Below are 20,549 nucleotides of genomic sequence, written 5' to 3'. Positions count from 1 at the left end.
CCACAGCTCCCCACCGCCTGCCCCGGCCGAAGCCGAGCGCAGCGGCTACGCGTCGCCGCCCGCCACGCCCGGGTGCGCCGCCGCCACGTCCAGCAGCTGGTACCGGTCGATGGCCTGCTTGAGCACCGAGCGGTCGAGCCTGCCCTCACGGGCCAGTTCGGTCAGCACCGCGACCGCGATCGACTGCGCGTCGATGTGGAAGAACCGCCGCGCCGCGCCGCGCGTGTCGGCGAAGCCGAAGCCGTCGGCGCCCAGCGACTGGTACGTGCCCGGCACCCAGCGCGCGATCTGGTCCGGAACCGATCGCATCCAGTCGGAGACGGCCACGAACGGACCCTCGGCGCCGCTCAGCTTCTGCGTCACCCACGGGGTCCGCTGCTCCTCCTCCGGGTGGAGCAGATTGTGCTCCTCACAGGCCACGGCCTCGCGCCGCAGCTCGTTCCAGGAGGTGGCCGACCAGACGTCGGCCTTCACGTTCCATTCCTCGGCGAGGAGCCGCTGGGCCTCCAGAGCCCACGGGACCGCGACACCGGACGCCATGATCTGCGCCGGGACGGTTCCGCCCGTGCCCGCGCTGATCCGGTGGATGCCCTTGAGGATGCCCTCGACGTCCACGTCGGCCGGCTCGGCCGGGTGCTGGATCGGCTCGTTGTAGACCGTCAGGTAGTAGAAGACGTCCTCGCCGTGCGGGTGCTCGGCGTCGCCGCCGTACATCCGGCGCAGGCCGTCCTGGACGATGTGCGCAATCTCGTACGAGTACGCCGGGTCGTAGGCCACGCACCCCGGGTTCGTGGAGGCGAGCAGCTGGGAGTGGCCGTCGGCGTGCTGGAGGCCCTCACCGGTCAGGGTCGTACGGCCGGCGGTCGCGCCCAGGACGAAACCGCGCGCCAGCTGGTCGGCCATCTGCCAGAACTGGTCGCCGGTGCGCTGGAAACCGAACATCGAGTAGAAGACATAGACCGGGATGAGCGGCTCGCCATGGGTGGCGTAGGCCGAACCCGCCGCGATCAGCGAGGCCGTGCAGCCCGCCTCCGAGATGCCGTCGTGCAGCATCTGGCCGGTCGGCGACTCCTTGTAGGCGAGCAGCAGGTCGCGGTCGACCGCCTCGTACTGCTGGCCGAGCGGGTTGTAGATCTTCGCGCTCGGGAAGAAGGAGTCCATGCCGAAGGTGCGGTACTCGTCCGGCGCGATCAGTACGAAGCGACGGCCGAGCTCCTTGTCCCGCATGAGGTCCTTGAGCAGTCGTACGAACGCCATGGTGGTGGCGATGGCCTGCTGGCCGGTGCCCTTCTTCACGGTCGCGTACGTCTTGTCGTCCGGAAGGGCGAGCGGCTTGGAGCGCACGACACGGGTCGGGACGTAGCCGCCGTGTCCCTTGCGCCGGTCGTGCATGTACTGGATCTCCTCCGAGTTCCGGCCCGGGTGGTAGTACGGCGGCAGGCCGGACTCCAGCTCCTTGTCGGAGATCGGCAGGTGCAGGCGGTCCCGGAAGCCCTTGAGGTCGGCGACCGTCAGCTTCTTCATCTGGTGCGTGGCGTTGCGGCCCTCGAAGTTCGGGCCCAGCGTCCAGCCCTTGATCGTCTTGGCCAGGATGACCGTGGGCTGGCCCTTGTGCTCCGTGGCCGCCTTGAAGGCCGCGTAGATCTTGCGGTGGTCGTGGCCGCCGCGGCCCAGGTGCAGGATCTGGTCGTCGGTCATGTTCTCGACCATCGCGCGCAGCCGCTGGTCGTCGCCGAAGAAGTGGTCGCGGATGTACGCGCCGGACTCGGTGGCGTAGGTCTGGAACTGCCCGTCCGGGGTCGTGTTCATCTTGTTGACGAGGACGCCGTCGCGGTCCTGGGCGAGCAGCGGGTCCCAGGTGCGGTCCCAGACCAGCTTGATCACGTTCCAGCCGGCGCCCCGGAAGACCGACTCGAGCTCCTGGATGATCTTGCCGTTGCCGCGCACCGGGCCGTCGAGCCGCTGCAGGTTGCAGTTGACGACGAACGTCAGGTTGTCCAGGCCCTCGCGTGCCGCGATGGACAGCTGGCCGAGCGACTCGGGCTCGTCCATCTCGCCGTCGCCGAGGAAGGCCCAGACATGCGACTTCGAGGTGTCGGCGATCCCGCGCGCGTGCATATAGCGGTTCATGCGCGCCTGGTAGATCGCGCCGATCGGGCCGAGGCCCATGGACACCGTCGGGAACTCCCAGAAGTCCGGCATCGAGCGCGGGTGGGGGTAGCTGGAGAGGCCGTTCGGGTATTTCGACTTCTCCTGGCGGAAGCCGTCCAGCTGCTCCTCGCCGAGCCGGTCGAGCAGGAACGCGCGCGCGTAGATGCCGGGGGAGGCGTGCCCCTGGAAGAAGACCTGGTCGCCGCCGAGGCCGTCGTCCTTGCCGCGGAAGAAGTGGTTGAAGCCGACGTCGTAGAGGGACGCGGAGGAGGCGAAGGTGGCGATGTGACCGCCGACGCCGATGCCCGGACGCTGCGCGCGGGAGACCATCACGGCCGCGTTCCAGCGGGTCGCGTTGAGGATCTTGCGCTCGATCTCCTCGTTGCCCGGGAAGAACGGCTCCGCCCGGGTGGGGATGGTGTTGACGTAGTCCGTGCTGCGCATCTCGGGAACGGCCACCCGCCGCTCGCGGGCACGCTCGATCAGGCGGAGCATCAGATAACGGGCCCGTTCCCGGCCGCGCTCGTCCACGGCGGCGTCGAGCGAGTCGAGCCACTCCTGGGTTTCCTCGGGATCGAAGTCAGGAACCTGACTCGGAAGGCCGCCAATGATGATCGGATTGCGATCGGATCCGGAAGCCACGCTGTTCCTTACCTTTCAGAGGGGCACTGATTCCCTGTATTTCCCTGCGTTTCCCTGTACCGCTGTCCATCGTCCACCTCGGGGCAGCGCACGTCATCTCTACCGCGAGGTAACTCGGGCTCGGCCAAAACGCAACGATACGCCCGGGGTGTGACACGCTTGGCAAACTCGTTCGACCGTCGTATGTGAGGATGATTCTGAAAGGAACATAGCGGGCAAAACGGAGTGGTGTGTGGCGCACCTGTCCGCGATACGGTGCCGGGAGTTGCGGCGACACGGCCGGGATCGTCACCGTTTCGGCGGTCTGAACGGCCGGGTACTTGCGCGATCGGTCCCGCCCGTGTGGACTACGGCCAATGCTTCGCGCACGCGCGTGGCTGAGTTAATCACCAAGACATGATCAGGAGGCAACCCGTGAGCGCGACCGCGGACCACGCGGAGGAGCGGACCACCCCTGCCGTCAGGCTGGGGTTCCAGCCAGACCAGGTGGTCCAGGAGATCGGCTACGACGACGACGTCGACCAGGAACTCCGCGAGTCCATCGAAGACACCATCGGCACCGAGTTGGTGGACGAGGACTACGACGACGTGGCCGACGCCGTGGTGCTGTGGTTCCGTGAGGATGACGGCGACCTGACGGACGCGCTGGTGGATGCCGTCACGTACATGGAGGAAGGCGGCTGGATCCTGCTGCTGACCCCGAAGACGGGTCGTGACGGCTACGTCGAGCCGAGCGACATCGGCGAGGCGGCCACGACCGCCGGCCTCTCGCAGACCAAGAGCGTCAGCGTGGGCAAGGACTGGAACGGCAGCCGGCTGCTGACGCCGAAGTCCGCCGCCAAGAAGCGCTGAGCCGCGCCCGGCGGACGGACCGTGCCCCGGTCCGTCCGCCGGCCTGCCGTGATCGCCGCGCAAGGGCCGCCGCATAGGGTGTCCTCACCCGAACAGCCCCTTACGAAGGGATGCAGCGATGGCGATCCAGGTCGGCGACAAGGCGCCCGACTTCGAACTCAAGGACAACCACGGCCGGACCGTGAAGCTGTCCGACTTCCGCGGCGAGAAGAACGTGGTGCTGCTCTTCTACCCGTTCGCCTTCACGGGTGTGTGCACCGGTGAGCTGTGCGAGCTGCGCGACCACCTGCCGAGGTTCGAGGACCGCGACACCCAGTTGCTCGCCGTCTCCAACGACTCCATCCACAGCCTGCGCGTCTTCGCCGAGCAGGAGGGCCTGGAGTACCCGCTGCTGAGCGACTTCTGGCCGCACGGCGAGACCTCGCGCGCCTACGGCGTCTTCGACGAGGCCAAGGGCTGCGCCGTCCGTGGCACCTTCGTCATCGACAAGGAGGGCGTCGTGCGGTGGACCGTGGTCAACGGACTGCCTGACGCGCGCGACCTGAACGACTACGTGAAGGCCCTCGACGCCTTGTAGACCGCTTCCTGGACCCCCTAGGGGTCGACACGGCCGACACCCGGTAATTCTTCGGGGTCCAGGGCCTGCGGCGCGCGGGAACCCGTTACTAGGATCGAAACGTTGATCCGGTATCCGAAGCACGACGGGGGCTCCCCGCCCCTGGACACCACAAGGGAGGACTCGTGGGAGTCAGCCTCAGCAAGGGCGGCAACGTATCGCTGACGAAGGAGGCCCCGGGCCTGACCGCGGTCCTCGTCGGTCTGGGCTGGGACGTCCGGACCACCACCGGCGCCGACTTCGACCTGGACGCCAGCGCGCTGCTGCTGAACTCCGAGGGCAAGGTCGGCAGCGACCAGAACTTCGTCTTCTTCAACAACCTCAAGAGCCCCGACGGCTCGGTCGAGCACACCGGCGACAACCTCACCGGTGAGGGCGAGGGCGACGACGAGGTGATCAAGGTCAACCTGGCCACGGTCCCCGCCGACGTCGACAAGATCCTGTTCCCGGTGTCGATCTACGACGCCGACAACCGCCAGCAGTCCTTCGGCCAGGTCCGCAACGCGTTCATCCGCGTGGTGAACCAGGCCGGCGGCACCGAGATCGCCCGCTACGACCTGTCCGAGGACGCCTCGACCGAGACCGCGATGGTCTTCGGCGAGCTGTACCGCAACGGCGCGGAGTGGAAGTTCCGCGCCATCGGCCAGGGCTATGCCTCCGGCCTGCGCGGCATCGCCCAGGACTTCGGCGTCAACGTCTGAGCCCGTCCGACGTCTGAGCCCGTCCGACGTCCGAGCCGTCCGAAGGCCCGACCGTCCCATCGGCCGGGCCTGGGACGTTCGAAAGTCCGCTCTGTCCGGCGCCGCACCGTTTACGGTCGGCGCCGGACGCGCAGGACAACCGCAGAAGCACCACTAGGGGAGGACCAGCATCATGGGCGTCACGCTCGCCAAGGGAGGCAATGTCTCCCTCTCCAAAGCCGCACCGAACCTCACCAACGTCATGATCGGACTCGGCTGGGACGCCCGCTCCACCACGGGCGCCCCCTTCGACCTGGACGCCAGCGCACTGCTGTGCCAGGGCGGCCGGGTGCTCGGCGACGAGTGGTTCGTCTTCTACAACCAGCTCAAGAGCCCGGACGGCTCGGTCGAGCACACCGGCGACAACCTCACCGGTGAGGGCGAGGGCGACGACGAATCGATTCTGGTCGAGCTGCCGAAGGTCCCGGCCAACTGCGACAAGATCATCTTCCCGGTCTCCATCCACATGGCCGACGAGCGCGCCCAGACCTTCGGCCAGGTCTCCAACGCGTTCATCCGGGTGGTCAACCAGGCCGACGGCCAGGAGCTCGCCCGCTACGACCTCAGCGAGGACGCCTCCACCGAGACCGCCATGATCTTCGGTGAGCTCTACCGGCACCAGGGCGAATGGAAGTTCCGCGCCGTCGGACAGGGCTATGCCTCCGGGCTGCGGGGTATCGCACTGGACTTCGGCGTGAGCGTCTCGTAGCACCCGTCACAGCCGGATGTGGGCCCGCGCGAGCCACAGGACACCGGTGCCCTCTAGACTTCGTGGTCAACAGTGAGTAAAGCCGGGTACGGCGCGGGAGAGAACCTCCCCCAGACTCCGTCTGGGAGGTACCCCCACACACGACGATTGGGTAGCCAGTGCTTCTGAAAACCTTCGGCTGGTCGTTCGCGATCACTGCGCTCGGCCTGGTCGCCGCGGTCTTCTACGGGGGGTGGCAGGCTTTCGGCATCGTGGCGATCCTAGCCGTCCTCGAGATCTCGCTGTCGTTCGACAACGCGGTCGTCAACGCCGGAATCCTGAAGAAGATGAGCCCCTTCTGGCAGAAGATCTTCCTCACGGTCGGCGTTCTCATCGCGGTCTTCGGTATGCGGCTGGTCTTCCCCGTCGTGATCGTCGCGGTCACCGCCAAGATGGGCCCCATCGAGGCCGTCGACCTCGCGCTCAACAACAAGGACCGCTACCAGGAACTGGTCACCGACGCCCACCCGGCGATCGCCGCCTTCGGCGGTATGTTCCTGCTGATGATCTTCCTCGACTTCATCTTCGAGGACCGGGACATCCAGTGGCTGCGCTGGATCGAGCGCCCGCTGGCCAAGCTGGGCAAGGTCGACATGCTGTCGGTCTGCATCGCCCTGATCGTCCTGCTGATCACCTCCTTCACCTTCGCCACCCACGCCCACCAGCACGGCGGCGGCCATGCTGACAAGGCGCAGACGGTCCTGATCGCCGGTATCGCCGGCCTGGTCACGTACATGATCGTCGGCGGTCTCTCCGGCTTCTTCGAGGACCGCCTGGAGGCCGAGGAGGAGCGCGAGCACGAGGCGGAGGAAGAGGCCGAGCGCACCGGCAAGAAGAAGTCGCCGGTGGTGCTGGCCGGCCAGGCCGCGTTCTTCATGTTCCTCTACCTGGAGGTCCTGGACGCGTCCTTCTCCTTCGACGGCGTGATCGGCGCGTTCGCCATCACCAACGACATCGTGCTCATGGCCCTCGGTCTCGGCATCGGCGCGATGTACGTCCGGTCGCTCACGGTCTACCTGGTCCGGCAGGGCACCCTCGACGACTACGTCTACCTGGAGCACGGCGCCCACTACGCGATCGGTGCGCTGGCGGTCATCCTGATGGTCACCATCCAGTACCAGATCAACGAGGTCATCACCGGTCTCGTCGGCGTCGTCCTGATCGGCTGGTCGTTCTGGTCCTCCGTACGACGCAACCAGCGGCTGGAGGCGGCCGAGGGAAAAGCAGGGACGGACGAGAAGGCTGAGGTCTCGTCCGGCGTCTGAACCGGCTCGCCGGGCCGAAAACGGAGGGTGTGACACCCTCCCGGACGAGGAACGCTCTGTTGGGGCGGCCGACACGGTCGGCCGCCCCGAGGCGTTGACAGAAGTCTCTGGGGGCGGGAATGGGTTTCTTCGACGGGCTGCTGGGCGGAAGGGCGGCCGAGTTCGACTCGGGCAGTGCCGCGTCCAACTCCATCGAGCTCACCAAGCGGCACCAGCAGGTGTCCCTCACCAAGCAGGGAGCGGCCACCGGCAACCTGCGCATCAACCTCGCCTGGCGGATGCGGACGTCCGACTTCGACGGCGAACAGCGGACGAGCCTGCTGCGGCACCCCTTCAAGTCGCTCAAGCCGCCGGAGGTGCTCGGGCACGGGCAGAGTATGGTCAACGTCGACCTCGACCTGGGCGCCCTGTACGAGCTGGCCGACGGCTCCAAGGGGGTTGTCCAGCCGCTCGGCGGCCTGCTCGGGGACGTGAACGCACCGCCGTACGTCAAGCTCAGCGGCGACGACCGGTTCGGGTCCGCGTCCGGCGAGACGATGTACGTCAACCTTGATCATCGGGACGACATCAAGCGGCTGCTGGTGTTCGTGTACATCTACGACCAGACGCCGGCGTTCGACCGTACGCATGCGATCGTGACGCTTTATCCGAGCAACGGGCCGCGGATCGAGATAGGCCTGGACGAACGGCATCCGCAGGCCCGGTCGTGCGCGGTGGTGATGATCGAGAACGTGAAGGGCGAGCTGGTCGTCCGGCGTGAGGTGAAGTTCGTGTACGGGTTCCAGGGGGAGCTGGACCGGCTGTACGGGTGGGGGTTGCAGTGGGGGCGGGGGTACAAGACGAAGGTGGAGCGGTAGGCCGTCGGGTGGATCCGGTCACCGCCCGATGAACTGCGGGCCCTGGGGCGGCAGACGGAAGTCCGCGTTCGGGACCGTCGCCACCGGGACCGGGGCCGGCGGGGGATAGCCGTAGCCCGACTGGGGTTGTTGCTGCGTGTACGCGGGTTCGGGGTAGCCGTAGGCCGGCTGCTGGGCCGGTGACGTCGGCTGGGGGTAGCCGTAGGCCGGCTGTGTGGGGACCGTCGTGGGCTGTTCCGGAGGCAGCGGCTGGGACGCCGGGGGCTCCTCGATCGTCTCCGACTCGTCCACCGAGATGCCGAAGTCGGTCGCCAGGCCCTTGAGGCCGTTGCTGTAGCCCTCGCCCAGCGCGCGGAACTTCCAGCCCTCGCCCCTGCGGTACAGCTCGCCGCAGATCAGGGCCGTCTCGGCGCCGGTCTCCGGCTTGATGTCGAAGTGGGCCAGCGGCTCGGCGTCGGGGGCCGAGGCGTCGTACAACAGGATGCGCAGGGCGGGTACGTGTTCGAACGGGACGCCGTCCGCCGATGCGACCAGGAGGATTCGGCCGACATTGGGCTCGACACCGGGGAGATCCGTCTGGATCGTGTCGGTGAGACCTTCAGTCACCCGTTTCTTGCCGAGCCGCCAGACCTTCCCGGAGGGGTGCCGGGGCTGGTTGTAGAAGACGAAGTCCTCGTCGGAGCGCACACGTCCGTCGGGGCCGAGGAGCAGCGCCGAGGCGTCGACGTCCGGTACTCCCTGCCCGGGTGTCCAGCGCAGCACGGCCCGGACCGTGGTGGCTTCCAGCGGGACGTTCGACCCCTTCAGCATCGCGTGCGTCATGCGGTCATCCTGCCCTCTCGGTCCTGGTCACGACAACGCAGGGGGGCTTCGCGACCGACACGGGCGGGTTACCTGAAATTCATGCCCGCCGGGAACCCAAGACATGGCTTCGTACGTACTATTACCGGCCACCCTTTACCAAATTCACACGCTAGGCCCATGCCACGGGGGAGTTATATGCGTCATTTCGGGCACATCGCACCTGAGGTGCGACAGCACCTCTTCCACCAGGAGCCGTGCGAGTTCACCGCCGACTCCCCGGCCCGGGTCCTCTCCGCGGCCCTGGGCGCCACGCTGTACAGCCCGGCCACCCGGCCGCGGCTCGCCGACGACATCGTCAAACAGACGGGACTCGGCGTGGTCTCGATGGTGCTGTGCCTGGAGGACTCCATCGGCGACGAGGACGTGGCGGCGGGCGAGGAGAACCTCGTACGGCAGTTCGCCGACCTGGCCGCGCGCGAGGGCGTGTCGCTTCCGCTGCTCTTCATCCGGGTGCGCGAGCCCGAGCAGATCCCCGATCTCGTACGTCGGCTCGGCGGCAGCGTGTCACTGCTGTCCGGGTTCGTGTTCCCGAAGTTCACCGAGGAGCGCGGCATCCCCTTCCTGCAGGCCCTGGACGGCGCCGAGGCGCGCAGCGGCCGCCGGCTGTTCGGGATGCCCGTCCTGGAGACGCCCGAGCTGATGTACCGCGAGACGCGCGTGGACGCCCTGGAGGGCATCGCCCGCGCCGTCGACAAGTACCGCGACAAGGTGCTGGCGCTGCGCCTCGGGGTGACCGACTTCTGCTCGTCGTACGGGCTGCGCCGGGCGCCCGACATGACCGCCTACGACGTGCAGATCATCGCCTCCGTCATCGCCGACGTGGTGAACATGCTGGGGCGGGCCGACGGCACCGGGTTCACGGTGACCGGGCCGGTGTGGGAGTACTTCCGGGTCCCCGAGCGCATGTTCAAGCCGATGCTGCGCTCCAGCCCCTTCCTGCAGGGGCAGGCCGTGGAGCTGCGCGACCGGCTCATCGAGCACGCCATGGACGGCCTGCTGAGAGAGATCTCCCTGGACCAGGCCAACGGGCTGCTCGGCAAGACCTGCATCCACCCCTCGCACGTCATCCCGGTCCACGCGCTGTCGGTCGTCAGCCACGAGGAGTTCTCCGACGCCCAGGACATCCTGCGGCCGGAACGGGGCGGCGGGGGTGTACTTCGCTCCGCGTACACGAACAAGATGAACGAGGTGAAGCCGCACCGCGCCTGGGCCGAGCGGACCATGCTGCGGGCCGAGGTGTTCGGCGTGGCCAACGAGGACGTCGGCTTCGTGGAGCTGCTCGCCGCCGGAATCCCCGGCTGACGGGCCCTAGAGGACGACACAGGAAGCGAATGAACATCGCAGTGAACAGCGGGGTCTGGTCCGGCAGTTGGGTCGCCGAGCGGCTCGGCGTCGACTTGGTGGGCGACGAGGGTCTGAGGGCTCTCCTCGGGCTCGCCCTGCGCCGCAACCCCAAGCGGGCCCACCTCCTGGTCTCCAACGTGCTCGGCAAGCACGTGCCGCAGGCGCCGTCGGTGGTGTACGGCCACGGTTTCACCCTCGGCCGCAGGGTGCGCGAACTCCTCGGTGACCAGGAGGCGGCCCGGGCGGTGGTGTTGGGCTACGCCGAGACGGCCACCGGCCTCGGCCACTGCGTCGCGGACGGCGTCGGCCTCGCCCCCTACCTGCACTCCACCCGCCGCCCGGTGCCCGGCATGGCCCAGGCGGGCGGCTTCGAGGAGTCCCACTCCCACGCGACGTCGCATCTGCTGCTCCCGGAGAACCCCGCCCTGCTGGCCGGCGACGGCCCGCTGGTCCTGGTGGACGACGAGTTCTCCACGGGCAACACGATCCTGAACACGATCCGCGACCTCCACGCCCGTTACCCGCGGAAACGTTACGTCGTGGTGGCTCTGGTGGATATGCGGTCGGCGGCCGATGCGGGCCGTCTGACCGAGTTCGCACGGGAGATCGACGCGAGGGTGGATCTGGTGGCATCGGCCTCCGGGACCGTACGCCTGCCGGAGGGAGTGCTGGAGAAGGGGCAGGAACTGGTGGCGCGGTACGAGGCGAGTGCCGCGACAGGTGACCGGTCGGGTGCGGGTGCGTCGGGGCAGGTCGCGCCCCGCGGCGGAGCCGCATACGGGCACAGCCCCGCGCCCCCGGGGGGTCGGACTCCAAGTCGGCTTCAGGGACAACGCCCTGCAGGGGCGTGGGGAACCGCGCGACAAGCCCCCACCCGCCCGCACCCGACCGGCGACCCCCTCGGCCCCCGGGCGGTCCGCGTCGACCTGCACTGGCCCCCCGCCCTCCCCGACGGCGGCCGCCACGGCTTCACCCCCGCCCACCGCACACGCCTGGAGTCCGCTCTCCCCCTGATGGCCGCGCGCCTCGCCGAGGCGCTCCCGGAATCCGCCCGCCGCGTGCTGACGCTCGGCTTCGAGGAGCTGATGTACGCCCCCCTCCGAGTCGCCCGCGAGCTGGAGGCGCTGGTGGGTGCCGAGGTGCGGTACTCCACCACCACCCGCTCACCCGTTCTGGCCGTCGACGACCCCGGTTACGCCATCCGTAGCCGTCTGGTCTTCCCGGCACACGACAACCCCGCCGACGGCCCCGGCGAGCGCTACGCGTACAACGTGGCCGGCGCCGGCTTCGACGCGGTCGTCCTCTTCGTCGACTCCACCGGCGACACCCCCGAACTGCACGCCCCAGAAGGCCTGTTGGCCCAGCTCGGCGCGCACGCCCCACATGTCCTGCTCGCGGTTGTACCGTCGTACGTCCCCGCGCTGTCCGAAGAGAGCCCCGCCATGCTGCCCGAGCCCCTCCGCGGCCCCACCTTCTCCTCGTACCCGCCGGAGGACGTCGGCTGGCTGCTCCAGGACCTCTCGGACGTCACGCTGGAGGCGCCGACCGAGGAGCGCGAGGAGGCGATCCAGAGTGGCGGCGCGCACTACGCCGAGTCGCTGCCGGTGGAGTACCAGCCGAGCGAGCAGTACCAGGCACTCTTCCACGCGGCCCTGGAGACCTCGGCCGCGCGGATCGCGCAGGCGGTCGGGGTCGTGACCGAGACCGTGATGGCGGAACGGTCGGCCCGCCCGGTGCTGGTCTCGCTGGCGCGCGCCGGGACCCCGGTGGGCGTGCTGATGCGCCGCTGGGCGCGGTTCCGCTACGACGTCGAGCTGCCGCACTACGCCGTGTCCATCGTGCGCGGCCGCGGCATCGACGCGAACGCGCTGCGCTGGCTTGCCGCGCACCACGACCCGCGGGACGTCGTCTTCGTGGACGGCTGGACCGGCAAGGGCGCGATCACCCGGGAACTGGCCGACGCGATCGAGGAGTTCCAGGAGCGGGAGGGCGTCTCCGGGTTCGACCCGGAGATCGCGGTGCTCGCCGACCCCGGGTCGTGCGTGCGGACTTACGGCACCCGGGAGGACTTCCTGATCCCCTCCGCCTGTCTCAACTCCACCGTCTCCGGGCTGATCTCACGGACCGTGCTGCGGGCCGACCTGGTCGGCCCGGACGACTTCCACGGCGCGAAGTTCTACCGCGAGCTGGCCGGCGCCGATGTGTCGGTGGCCTTCCTGGACGCGGTCGCCGCCCGGTTCGGGGAGGTCGTGGACGCGGTGGACGCGGCCGTGAAGGAACTGGCCGTCGCCGACCGGACGCCGACCTGGGAGGGCTGGGCGGCCGTGGAGCGGATCAGCGAGGAGTACGGCATCCACGACGTGAACCTCGTCAAGCCGGGCGTGGGGGAGACCACCCGGGTGCTGCTGCGCCGGGTGCCCTGGAAGATCCTGGCGCGGGCCGGGGCGGGTGCCGACCTCGACCATGTGCGGCTGCTGGCCGAGCAGAGAGGCGTGCCGGTCGAGGAGGTCGGCGAACTTCCGTACACCTGTGTCGGGTTGATCCATCCCAAGTACACGCGCGGGGCGACCGGCGCCGACGGCAAGGCGGTGAACCTCTGATGGCGGTGCTCGTCGCCAGCGACCTCGACCGCACGCTCATCTACTCGGCGGGTGCCCTGGCGCTGACCATGCCGGACGCGCGGGCGCCCCGGCTGCTCTGTGTCGAGGTGCACGAGAGCAGGCCGCTTTCCTTCATGACCGAGACGGCGGCCCGGCTGCTGACCGACCTCGGGGAAGCGGCCGTCTTCGTGCCGACGACCACGCGTACCCGCAAGCAGTACGAGCGGATCAGTCTGCCGGGGCCCGCGCCGCGGTACGCCATCTGTGCCAACGGCGGGCATCTGCTGGTCGACGGGGTGTCCGACGGGGACTGGCACCGGCAGGTGCTGGCGCGGCTGGCCGACGAGTGCGCGCCGCTGGACGAGGTGCGGGCGTATCTGATGGAGCACGCCGACCCGGTGTGGCTGCGCAAGCACCGGGTGGCCGAGGACCTGTTCGCCTACCTGGTCGTGGAGCGGCAGCTGCTGCCCGAGGAGTGGGTGAAGAGTCTCGCGGTGTGGGCCGAGAACCGTGGCTGGACGGTGTCCCTGCAGGGGCGGAAGATCTACGCCGTGCCGAAGCCGCTGACGAAGAGCGCGGCGATGCGGGAGGTCGCGCGCAGGGCCGGGGCCGAGCTGACGCTGGCCGCCGGGGACTCCCTGCTCGACGCCGACCTGTTGCTGGCCGCGGACCGTGGATGGCGGCCGGGGCACGGTGAGTTGGCCGACGTCGGGTGGACCGGACCGGCCATCGTCACGTTGCCGGAGCGAGGAGTGCTCGCCGGAGAACGAATCCTGCGGGAACTCTTGAAGACGGTCCGCCCGGAGGGCTGAGGGCTAGCCGCAGCAGCCACCGCCGCAACATCCGCCGGAGCTGGGGGCGGCGGCGGGTGCCGAAGCCGTACCCCCCACCGCCACCGTCGACAAGAGCTTTACAGTGTCTTCATGCCCCTGGGGGCAGGCTGCCGGAGCGGACGACTCGGCCATGGGGCGGGACAGTTCGAACGTGTCGCCGCAGGTGCGGCAGCGGTACTCGTAGCGGGGCATGGGGACAGGCTAACGGCAGGTCGGGTAGATAGGGTCGCGGCAGGCGTCATGCCACGAGATGACCGCGCTGATCGAGGCGGGTGTCCTGGACGCCGTGCGCCCCCGGCTGGAGGGACGTTTGACGAACTGCTCACCCGGCCGCTGAGGACGGGCGGATGCCGTCAGGGACGGGGGTTGATCATTGGTCAGATCCCGTCAGCTACCGCAGAACTCAGACCATCCTGGGCTGCGGCGCCGGCAGCGGATGGCCGCGGCGCTCGGGGCTGTCTGGAATTAGCTATGCAGCGGGGTCGAGCGGTTCGATCGGGCCGCTGTGGTGTCGGGGGTGAGGGCGTGCGGGGGCCGCGCTCTGGCGGTGAAAGAGGCGTTTAAGTGCGGCGCAGCGGCTGATGCCCCATACGCCTACCGCACTTGATCACCGGTGCCTCGCGCCCCGCTGCTCCGCCTCCGGGTGACGGGCCCGCCAGTACGGGTTGTCGTGCGGCAGGTTCGTACTGACCCTGCCGTACATCCCGAACACCATCAGCACCACGCCCACCACGAAACTGAACAGCACGTTCTGGATCCTGAAGGCCAGGAAGTTCGAATCCGTGTCGAGCAGGCCCAGGAACAGGAAGCCGTTCAAGATGAACAGCACGCCGAGGACCAGGTTCAGCGTGGACGCGAAGTTCCCGCCGATCACCATCCCGGCGAAGAGCAGGACGCCGACGCAGATCGACAGCACGCTCAGGGCGCCGTTGGTGTTCAGGCCTATCGCGGTGTTCCCGCCGGTGTCGAAGAATCCGATGTTGTCGGTGAGCCCGAGGATGCCGAAGGCCAGGAGGAACAGGCCCATCAGGCCCGCCCCGATCCGGTAGACCTTGTTCAGGCGGTGGTCGACGGGCAGCGCCTCATCGAAGTCGATCTTCTTCCGCCCCGTCCCCGAGTGCGTGACGTTTGAGGCCATCTCCGCCTCCTGGTGTCGAATGCGGGTCGCCTCCCCAATATCCGCCCAGGACGGCTCCTCGGCAAACGCCTCAGTGACCGGTGCCGCGATCCTCCCGGATCTGCCCGACCACGCGCACGACCGACTGCCGTACCGCTTCCGTCTCCGTCAGGAACTGCCAGTAGTCGGGATGCCGCCCTTGCAGCGCTCCCACCGCCCGGTCCAGCCGCGCCACCGCGTCGTCCAGCGGCCGGGCGTGCCGCGGATCGGGACTGGTCCGCCCGGTCATCGCCAGCCGCTGCGCGTCCCGGATCGCGAACCGGGTCCGCTCGATCTCCGCCTGCGGATCCTTCTGTACGGCGTTCAGCCGGCCCAGCCGGTCACCGGCCGCCGACACGGCCTCATCGGTGCTGTTGAGCAGCGCCCGCACGGTGGAGAGCAGCGAGGTGGCATCGGCCCACTTCTGTGCGTCCCGCGCGGCCTGTGCCTCCTTCAGCTTCAGCTCGGCCTGCCGTACGTTCTGGGCGGCCTGCTCGGGCACCTGCTGCAGATCCTGCCAGCAGGCTGCCGCGAACCGCCGCCGCAGCTCGCTCAGCACCGGGTCGACCTGCCCGGCCCGGGTGGTCAGCGCCTGCGCGCGCGTCCGCAGGCTCACCAGTCGATGATCGATCTCGGCGGCCTTCTCCGGCAGCCGCTCCGCCTCGACCCGGATCGCCTCGGCCTCCCGCTGCACCCGCCCGGCCCGCTCCAGCGTGGCCTGCGCACCATGCTGCCCGGCCCCCTGATTGAGCTTGGTCAACTCAGGAGAGAGGGCGGCCAGCCGAGCCGCAAGATCGTCGGCCCGCAGCTGCGTCTTCCGTACGGCGTCCAGCGCGTTGCTGGCCGCCAGCAACGCCTGCCGGGCCCGCTCCACGGCGGGCGCGAGCCGCGCCAGCTGCGTCTCGGCCTTGCCGAGCAGCGGTCCGAGTGACTCCCCGAACCGGTCCAGCTCCCCCTTGACGCCGACGAGCTCGTCCTTGGCGCGGGTGATCTCCCCCCGAGCCCGCGACGCGACGGCGGCCTCCAGATCGTCCCGGTCCAGGTCGTACGCGTCGATGGCCTGGATGTACCGATCACTGACCTCGTCGATCCGCCGCCCCAGCGCCGCGAAGTCGGACACGGCACGACGGGCGGCCGGCGATTCGTCGACGGCGGAGATGGTCTCTATGGAGATCCGCAGATCCCGCTGAGCGGTGTCCAGCTCGTAGAAGGCGGCCGCGGCAGCGTCCTTCGCCGCCTGAGCCTCGGCCCGCTGGCTCTCGGCCCGCCCCCCGAACCACCGCCGGGTCCCACCACCGGCGAACGCCCCAGGCACCACGAGTACGGCCAGCAACGGCACACTCATCAGGCCGAGGACATCCCGGAGCGGAGAGCGCCGGGCCCGTACGGAAGGCGAATACGACTGCTCGGATGCCGCCGAAGTCGCCGATGTCGCCGTCACTTCTCCCTCTCCCGTGCCGCGGTGCGCCCCTGTGTGCTGGCGGTGCTGACATTCTCCCACCCAGGAAAGACGAACACACGGGGCGGTCAGTTCGCGGTTCGCATGATCACTTCGACGGGTTCGATCCATGCCGCCCGGCCGCGGAGCGCAAGCGGGTGACCAGCGTGCCCGACCACCTGGGGCACGCGGCTGAGCATGGGTCCTGGCCAGGAGGTACTGCCGCTCATTCCATAGGAAACGCTGTGCCTGCCCGATCCGGAAAACGGAATGCGGGACGGAGCCCGGAACGATGTAGGCTGTCGAATCGTCTCGGGTGCGTAGCTCAGGGGTAGAGCGCCTGCCTTACAAGCAGGATGTCGGCGGTTCGAAACCGTCCGCGCCCACTTCGAGGGAGACCCCGGCCGGATCGGCCGGGGTCTTCTCGTGTTCTCAGTCCTCCTCGTGTGCGTGCTTGAGGCGGCTTCGGGCGTCCATGCGGTCCGGTGCCGTTATCTCCGCCCAGAAGCGGTGGCCGCTGACGAACACCGCGAGTTCGTGTTCGCGGCGGCGCAGCTTCTCCACTTCGGCCTGGTCGTCCTCGGTCCAGCCCGGGGAGGCGGGGCGCTCCACCTTGCGCCAGCCGCTGTCGTCACTGAATCCGTCCAGCGGCTCGACCGACCAGGGGAGCCGCTTCAGCAGGGCCGACAGCTCGGCCCGGACCTGATGCAGCTCCTCCTGACCGGCGAGGAGGTCGCTCGGAAAGTCATAGGTCACAGCCACACGGCAATGGTACGCCTGTTCGAATTCGGGTGGCGAGTTCGTTCGTGGGGTTCATGTGTTCGAGTGCGGTCGGTAGCCGGGGACCATCGCTGATCTTCGGCCGCCTCGGAACCGGACGTGCAGTGCTCACCGCATCCGGCTCAAGCAACCCCCCCGACGTGGGCGGTCCGGTTCGTACTCGGCTCCGACGATCAGCGCCTGCTCGCAGCGGGGCACACAGCCCCTGCTGCCTCACCGCCAGGAGAAGACTCGTCTTGTCCATCGGTGGTGGCGCGCCTTCTTCCGGCGGCGGTTGTGCCGATACTCGGCCAGTGCGGGGTCGTCCGGGGACGCTCCGCCCTTGATGAGCTGGTGGCGGACGATGCCGGTCCAGGCGAACTTGGTCAGGAAGGCGCCGCTGCCGCGGTCGCCGAAGACCCGTCGGTCTCGCCGGGACGGGTGGAACCCCCCGACTTCGGCACGCCATGTGCCTTCTGACCTGAGCAGACGTTGCAGTACAGGGGTTCCTTGCGGGCGGCGCGGTATGTGCTCGGGCCGTCGGCACTCGGCCGTTGACCGCGATCCTCGGTTCGGGGGCGTCGCCTCACCTTCGGGGGCTGCAGTCGTACAGGGTGAAGCTGCCGCCGGTGCGGCGGCCGTAGGCGGTGGGCTGGATACGGGTGCAGTGGGACTTCACCCAGGTGGTGGCGGCAGTGGTGGGGCGCTGGCTGGTGAGCAGCGCATAGCGCAACTGGTGGGCGGTGACGAGGTCGGCGAGCTGCTGGGCGGTGGGGAAGGGGGTGTTGCCGGTGAAGCCGCCCATGACGAGGATGGGTTCGGACTTCGCACGCAGCAGGGGCTCGGCGGCATAGGCGGCCTGGGTGGCGAGCAGGTACTTCTCCCCGTGGCGGTGCGTGGTGAGGTAGTCGAGCAGGGCGGTGTCGCGGGCGCTGGGCCGGTCGAGCCCTATCCTCCGCGGAGCGTGGTGTTGACGGACGCTGTCGTAGTACCCGTTGCCGACCGGACCGGTCATCGGCGAGGTGGCGGCGTTCGCATAGAGCGGGTCGAGGCTGGAGACGGCCCAGCCGGTCGGTACGACCAGTGTGGCTGCGATCCCGGCGGCGAGGGCTGCGTGGACCATCCGCGGGGAGGTGCGGGGCCCGCGGGTCCACAGGCCCACCACGCCGCACAGCGCGAGCATCACAGCGACCGGCAGCAGCCAGGAGACGAATCTTGTGGGCCAGTCGAGCACCAGCGCCCACGTCGCCGTCAGCACGATCGCCGCCGGCAGCGCCATGTGCCGTCGGCCGGCCGTCTGGTTCTCCGCCTCGTGCGCCGATTCGTACTCCGATCGGAACAGCGCGAGGCCGCCGCCGGTCAGCGCGGCGAGCGCCGGGGCGATGACGGCCGTGTAGTAGGCGTGGTTGCCGTTGGAGGCGCTGAACACCACGGCGTGCACGGCCAGCCAGCCACCCCACATCAGAAATCCCGCGCGCAGCGGGTCGGTTCGCGGTTGCCCGGTGCGCCAGACGACGCCCAGGACCGCGGCGAGCACGGCGAGAGGCAGGAACCAGGCGACTTGGGGGCCGACCGTGTGGTTGATCAGCATGTCCCAGCCGGTGTTGCCGGTGGTGCGGCTGGTGGCGGTGCCCGCGACGGCACCGAACGCGGTGGAGTCGCTGCTGAAGCGGCTCAGGCCGTTGTAGCCGAAGACCATGGCGAACGGATTGTTGTCGGACGTTCCGTCGAGGTAGGGGCGGTCGGCGGCCGGTGTCGCCCAGGCGATCAGCACCCAGAAGCAGGAGACCGCCAGCGCGACCGCACCACCCAGCAGGACGCGTAGAGCCCGCTTCAACGGCGTGCCGGGCGCGACGACTTGGTACACGGCGGCGAAGACCGGCAGCACCAGCCACGCCTGCAGCATCTTCGCCTGGAAGGCGAGCCCGACCCAGATCCCCAAGGTGATCAGCGGCAGCAGCCGCTCGGTGCGCACCGCCTTCTGCAGCGCACCGGCGGCCGCCACCAGGAGCACGGTGAGCGCGGTGTCCGGGATGGTGGCCCGGTTGAGGACCACGGTGATCGGGGTGAGGGTGAGCGTCAGCGCGGCGATCAGCGCGGCCAACGGACCGGCCCAGACCCGTACGATCCGGTGCAACAGCCATACGGTGAGCACACCCTCGACGACCTGCGGAAGCGCGGCCGCCCAGGTGTGCGGGCCGAAGAGCGAGACGGAGACGGCGTCGGGCCACAAGGCGCCGGGCAGCTTGTCGATGCTGATCGAACCGCTGACGTCGAGCCCGCCGAAGAAGAAGGCCCGCCAACTGCCGGCCATCGACCGTATCGCCGCACCGTAGAAGGGGTGGAGCGCGGCGTGCCCGATGCCCCAGGAGTACAGCACCGTGGCGACGGCCAGCACCGCGGCGAGCGCCGGACGCTCCCAGCGCGGGGCGTCTTCCGGCCGGCCGGACCGGCGGTTCGCCGCCCGGCGGCCTCGGTGCGCTGCGGTGGGCCGGGCGGCGGGGATGGCGGTCATGGCAGTGGTCCTCGGATCAGCAGGTCAGGTGGAGCCGCGGTGCATTGGCGGCGGGATCACAGGCGGCGGGCCGACCGGAAGCCGCGGGCGTAGAAGTCGGTGCCGTCCAGCAGCGAGCGGCCCGACAGGTCGCCAAGGGTGGGGCCGTTGGCGGCGGAGCGGCTGGAGTAAAAGCGGTGTCGGCCCTGGTCGTCGAGGCCCATGTACATGCCGCAGTGGTCGATGAAGTCCGGCCGGTCCTTGATGATGGCGAAGAAGACCAGATCGCCGGGTTGCAGGGTGCCCAGGTCGGTGGCCTGCTGCTTGCCGGTGTGGGGGATCACCAGGCGGCCGGGACCGTAGGCGGCGATGGCGAACGCGCGACGCGGCAGACCGGGTCCCTGGGTGTTGCTGTTGTGCAGGGGGATGCCCATGCGGTAGCCCCACAGCAGACGCTGGAAGCCGGAGCAGTCGACGTCGCCGAAGCGGGCCTGCTCCGGCTGCACGCGGGTGCCGTCCGGGAAGGTCCAGGGAATGCCCAGATAGTCGTAGAAGTCGGACTGTTCGTCGTGGTAGGCGAAGTCCAACGGGTTGTTGACCGCGGCATTGCGCGGGCCGAAGTGCGCGGTGCCCGCGTAGCGCACGCCGTCGGCGTTGTGCTTGTCGGGCGCCCCGGCGCTGCTGTACTGGAACGCCACCGCGAAGACGTCCGGGCTGGTGTCGCCGAGCGCCTTGCTGAACCAGCCCTTGAACCAGGCGGACTTCTCCATGCCCTGCTGCCACGAGTGCGGGAGCACCCGCACCCAGGCGTCCGTGGTCACCTTGGCCTCGGTGGTCCGCGGCTCGCTGAAGCTGCGGGTGGGCCCGGTGAGTACGGCCGTACGGGCTCCGTCGGTGAACGTGGCGAGTGTGCCGCCGTCGGAGGCGCGGACCACGGTGCGGTCGGGGGCGGACAGCCGCTCGAAGGTGTGCTTCCCGGTACGCCCGGCGCTCGAGTCGGTGCCCGTGCCGTCGGCGGTCGTGCCGTCGAGGTCGTCGCCGCTGCTGCCGTGCCCGACGTGGTCCCAGGCGTACCCGCCCGCCACTCCGGCGGCCGCCACGCCCGCGATCGTCCCGAGCAGGGCGCGGCGAGTCGGGTGGCTGCGTCTGCCGACGGAGTGGGAGTGCATGGCCGTTCCTCCTGGAAGTAC

The 20,549-nt window shown here is 69.4% G+C and carries 17 protein-coding genes and 1 tRNA gene; 10 read left to right on the top strand and 8 right to left on the bottom strand.

Annotated features, from left to right (window positions below):
* Positions 1 to 45: 45 nt before the first annotated feature.
* Positions 46 to 2,793 (bottom strand): pyruvate dehydrogenase (acetyl-transferring), homodimeric type, encoded by a 2,748-nt coding sequence (gene aceE, locus ABZ396_RS11425; protein WP_358919724.1) that lies wholly within the window; start codon positions 2,791 to 2,793, stop codon positions 46 to 48.
* Between the two features lie 414 nt (positions 2,794 to 3,207).
* On the opposite strand from aceE, the gene ABZ396_RS11420 reads away from it, so the two are divergent.
* The 6 genes from ABZ396_RS11420 to ABZ396_RS11395 all read left to right on the top strand — a co-directional run bounded on the left by ABZ396_RS11420 (position 3,208) and on the right by ABZ396_RS11395 (position 7,871).
* Entirely contained in the window at positions 3,208 to 3,645 is a 438-nt protein-coding gene (locus ABZ396_RS11420) for a DUF3052 domain-containing protein (RefSeq protein ID WP_358919722.1), read from the top strand.
* Between the two features lie 118 nt (positions 3,646 to 3,763).
* On the top strand, positions 3,764 to 4,222 hold the full coding sequence (locus ABZ396_RS11415; protein ID WP_358919720.1) for a peroxiredoxin: 459 nt from the start codon (positions 3,764 to 3,766) through the stop codon (positions 4,220 to 4,222).
* Positions 4,223 to 4,386: 164 nt separating this feature from the next.
* Positions 4,387 to 4,962, top strand: coding sequence for a TerD family protein (locus tag ABZ396_RS11410; protein WP_358919718.1), 576 nt, complete (start codon positions 4,387 to 4,389; stop codon positions 4,960 to 4,962).
* A 172-nt stretch (positions 4,963 to 5,134) separates the two neighbouring features.
* Positions 5,135 to 5,710: a TerD family protein gene (locus ABZ396_RS11405; RefSeq protein ID WP_358919717.1), complete on the top strand. Its 576-nt coding sequence runs from the start codon at positions 5,135 to 5,137 to the stop codon at positions 5,708 to 5,710.
* A gap of 158 nt (positions 5,711 to 5,868) precedes the next feature.
* Positions 5,869 to 7,014 (top strand): DUF475 domain-containing protein, encoded by a 1,146-nt coding sequence (locus tag ABZ396_RS11400; protein ID WP_358919715.1) that lies wholly within the window; start codon positions 5,869 to 5,871, stop codon positions 7,012 to 7,014.
* Positions 7,015 to 7,133: 119 nt separating this feature from the next.
* Positions 7,134 to 7,871, top strand: coding sequence for a Tellurium resistance (locus tag ABZ396_RS11395; RefSeq protein ID WP_358919713.1), 738 nt, complete (start codon positions 7,134 to 7,136; stop codon positions 7,869 to 7,871).
* 18 nt (positions 7,872 to 7,889) lie between these two features.
* Here the strand turns inward: ABZ396_RS11395 and ABZ396_RS11390 are convergent, their stop codons facing one another.
* Positions 7,890 to 8,693, bottom strand: coding sequence for a TerD family protein (locus ABZ396_RS11390; RefSeq protein WP_358919711.1), 804 nt, complete (start codon positions 8,691 to 8,693; stop codon positions 7,890 to 7,892).
* A 177-nt stretch (positions 8,694 to 8,870) separates the two neighbouring features.
* On the opposite strand from ABZ396_RS11390, the gene ABZ396_RS11385 reads away from it, so the two are divergent.
* From ABZ396_RS11385 to ABZ396_RS11375, 3 genes are read left to right on the top strand one after another with little or no spacing between them, the layout of a single operon-like run.
* Positions 8,871 to 10,037, top strand: a complete 1,167-nt coding sequence (locus tag ABZ396_RS11385) for an HpcH/HpaI aldolase/citrate lyase family protein (RefSeq protein WP_358919709.1) — start codon at positions 8,871 to 8,873, stop codon at positions 10,035 to 10,037.
* Between the two features lie 29 nt (positions 10,038 to 10,066).
* Positions 10,067 to 12,679 carry a phosphoribosyltransferase domain-containing protein gene (locus ABZ396_RS11380; RefSeq protein WP_358919707.1) on the top strand — a complete coding sequence of 871 codons (2,613 nt, stop codon included), beginning with the start codon at positions 10,067 to 10,069 and terminating at the stop codon, positions 12,677 to 12,679.
* Complete coding sequence (locus tag ABZ396_RS11375) at positions 12,679 to 13,491, top strand: HAD family hydrolase (RefSeq protein ID WP_358919705.1); 813 nt, start codon at positions 12,679 to 12,681, stop codon at positions 13,489 to 13,491. Before ABZ396_RS11380 ends, ABZ396_RS11375 begins: the two co-directional genes overlap by 1 nt.
* Positions 13,492 to 13,494: 3 nt before the next feature.
* On the opposite strand, the gene ABZ396_RS11370 is transcribed toward ABZ396_RS11375, so the two are convergent.
* The 3 genes from ABZ396_RS11370 to ABZ396_RS11360 form a co-directional block, all read right to left on the bottom strand.
* Complete coding sequence (locus ABZ396_RS11370) at positions 13,495 to 13,704, bottom strand: zinc ribbon domain-containing protein (RefSeq protein ID WP_351731603.1); 210 nt, start codon at positions 13,702 to 13,704, stop codon at positions 13,495 to 13,497.
* A 415-nt stretch (positions 13,705 to 14,119) separates the two neighbouring features.
* On the bottom strand, positions 14,120 to 14,650 hold the full coding sequence (locus ABZ396_RS11365; RefSeq protein WP_358919703.1) for a DUF4383 domain-containing protein: 531 nt from the start codon (positions 14,648 to 14,650) through the stop codon (positions 14,120 to 14,122).
* A gap of 70 nt (positions 14,651 to 14,720) precedes the next feature.
* Positions 14,721 to 16,109 (bottom strand): hypothetical protein, encoded by a 1,389-nt coding sequence (locus tag ABZ396_RS11360; RefSeq protein ID WP_358919701.1) that lies wholly within the window; start codon positions 16,107 to 16,109, stop codon positions 14,721 to 14,723.
* A 311-nt stretch (positions 16,110 to 16,420) separates the two neighbouring features.
* On the opposite strand from ABZ396_RS11360, the gene ABZ396_RS11355 reads away from it, so the two are divergent.
* Positions 16,421 to 16,492, top strand: a tRNA-Val gene (locus ABZ396_RS11355).
* A 46-nt stretch (positions 16,493 to 16,538) separates the two neighbouring features.
* Here the strand turns inward: ABZ396_RS11355 and ABZ396_RS11350 are convergent.
* The 3 genes from ABZ396_RS11350 to ABZ396_RS11340 form a co-directional block, all read right to left on the bottom strand.
* Positions 16,539 to 16,868 carry a hypothetical protein gene (locus ABZ396_RS11350; RefSeq protein ID WP_358919699.1) on the bottom strand — a complete coding sequence of 110 codons (330 nt, stop codon included), beginning with the start codon at positions 16,866 to 16,868 and terminating at the stop codon, positions 16,539 to 16,541.
* Positions 16,869 to 17,451: 583 nt separating this feature from the next.
* On the bottom strand, positions 17,452 to 19,380 hold the full coding sequence (locus ABZ396_RS11345) for a glycosyltransferase family 39 protein (RefSeq protein ID WP_358919698.1): 1,929 nt from the start codon (positions 19,378 to 19,380) through the stop codon (positions 17,452 to 17,454).
* Positions 19,381 to 19,436: 56 nt separating this feature from the next.
* Positions 19,437 to 20,528, bottom strand: coding sequence for an NlpC/P60 family protein (locus tag ABZ396_RS11340; RefSeq protein WP_358919696.1), 1,092 nt, complete (start codon positions 20,526 to 20,528; stop codon positions 19,437 to 19,439).
* Positions 20,529 to 20,549 lie beyond the last annotated feature (21 nt).

Source organism: Streptomyces sp. NPDC005866, assembly GCF_040629895.1.
In the GTDB taxonomy this organism is placed as follows: Bacteria; Actinomycetota; Actinomycetes; order Streptomycetales; family Streptomycetaceae; genus Streptomyces.
The sequence above is the reverse complement of the archived record's forward strand: the minus strand, read 5'-3'. Positions and strand labels throughout refer to the sequence as shown.

Bases quoted from the DNA above. Each gene is read 5' to 3' on its own strand.
- ABZ396_RS11415 (WP_358919720.1), top strand. From the start codon at position 3,764: ATGGCGATCCAGGTCGGCGACAAGGCGCCCGACTTCGAACTCAAGGAC.
- ABZ396_RS11405 (WP_358919717.1), top strand. From the start codon at position 5,135: ATGGGCGTCACGCTCGCCAAGGGAGGCAATGTCTCCCTCTCCAAAGCC.
- ABZ396_RS11395 (WP_358919713.1), top strand. From the start codon at position 7,134: ATGGGTTTCTTCGACGGGCTGCTGGGCGGAAGGGCGGCCGAGTTCGAC.
- ABZ396_RS11390 (WP_358919711.1), bottom strand. From the start codon at position 8,693: ATGACGCACGCGATGCTGAAGGGGTCGAACGTCCCGCTGGAAGCCACC.
- ABZ396_RS11385 (WP_358919709.1), top strand. From the start codon at position 8,871: ATGCGTCATTTCGGGCACATCGCACCTGAGGTGCGACAGCACCTCTTC.
- ABZ396_RS11380 (WP_358919707.1), top strand. From the start codon at position 10,067: ATGAACATCGCAGTGAACAGCGGGGTCTGGTCCGGCAGTTGGGTCGCC.
- ABZ396_RS11375 (WP_358919705.1), top strand. From the start codon at position 12,679: ATGGCGGTGCTCGTCGCCAGCGACCTCGACCGCACGCTCATCTACTCG.
- ABZ396_RS11370 (WP_351731603.1), bottom strand. From the start codon at position 13,704: ATGCCCCGCTACGAGTACCGCTGCCGCACCTGCGGCGACACGTTCGAA.
- ABZ396_RS11365 (WP_358919703.1), bottom strand. From the start codon at position 14,650: ATGGCCTCAAACGTCACGCACTCGGGGACGGGGCGGAAGAAGATCGAC.
- ABZ396_RS11345 (WP_358919698.1), bottom strand. From the start codon at position 19,380: ATGACCGCCATCCCCGCCGCCCGGCCCACCGCAGCGCACCGAGGCCGC.
- ABZ396_RS11340 (WP_358919696.1), bottom strand. From the start codon at position 20,528: ATGCACTCCCACTCCGTCGGCAGACGCAGCCACCCGACTCGCCGCGCC.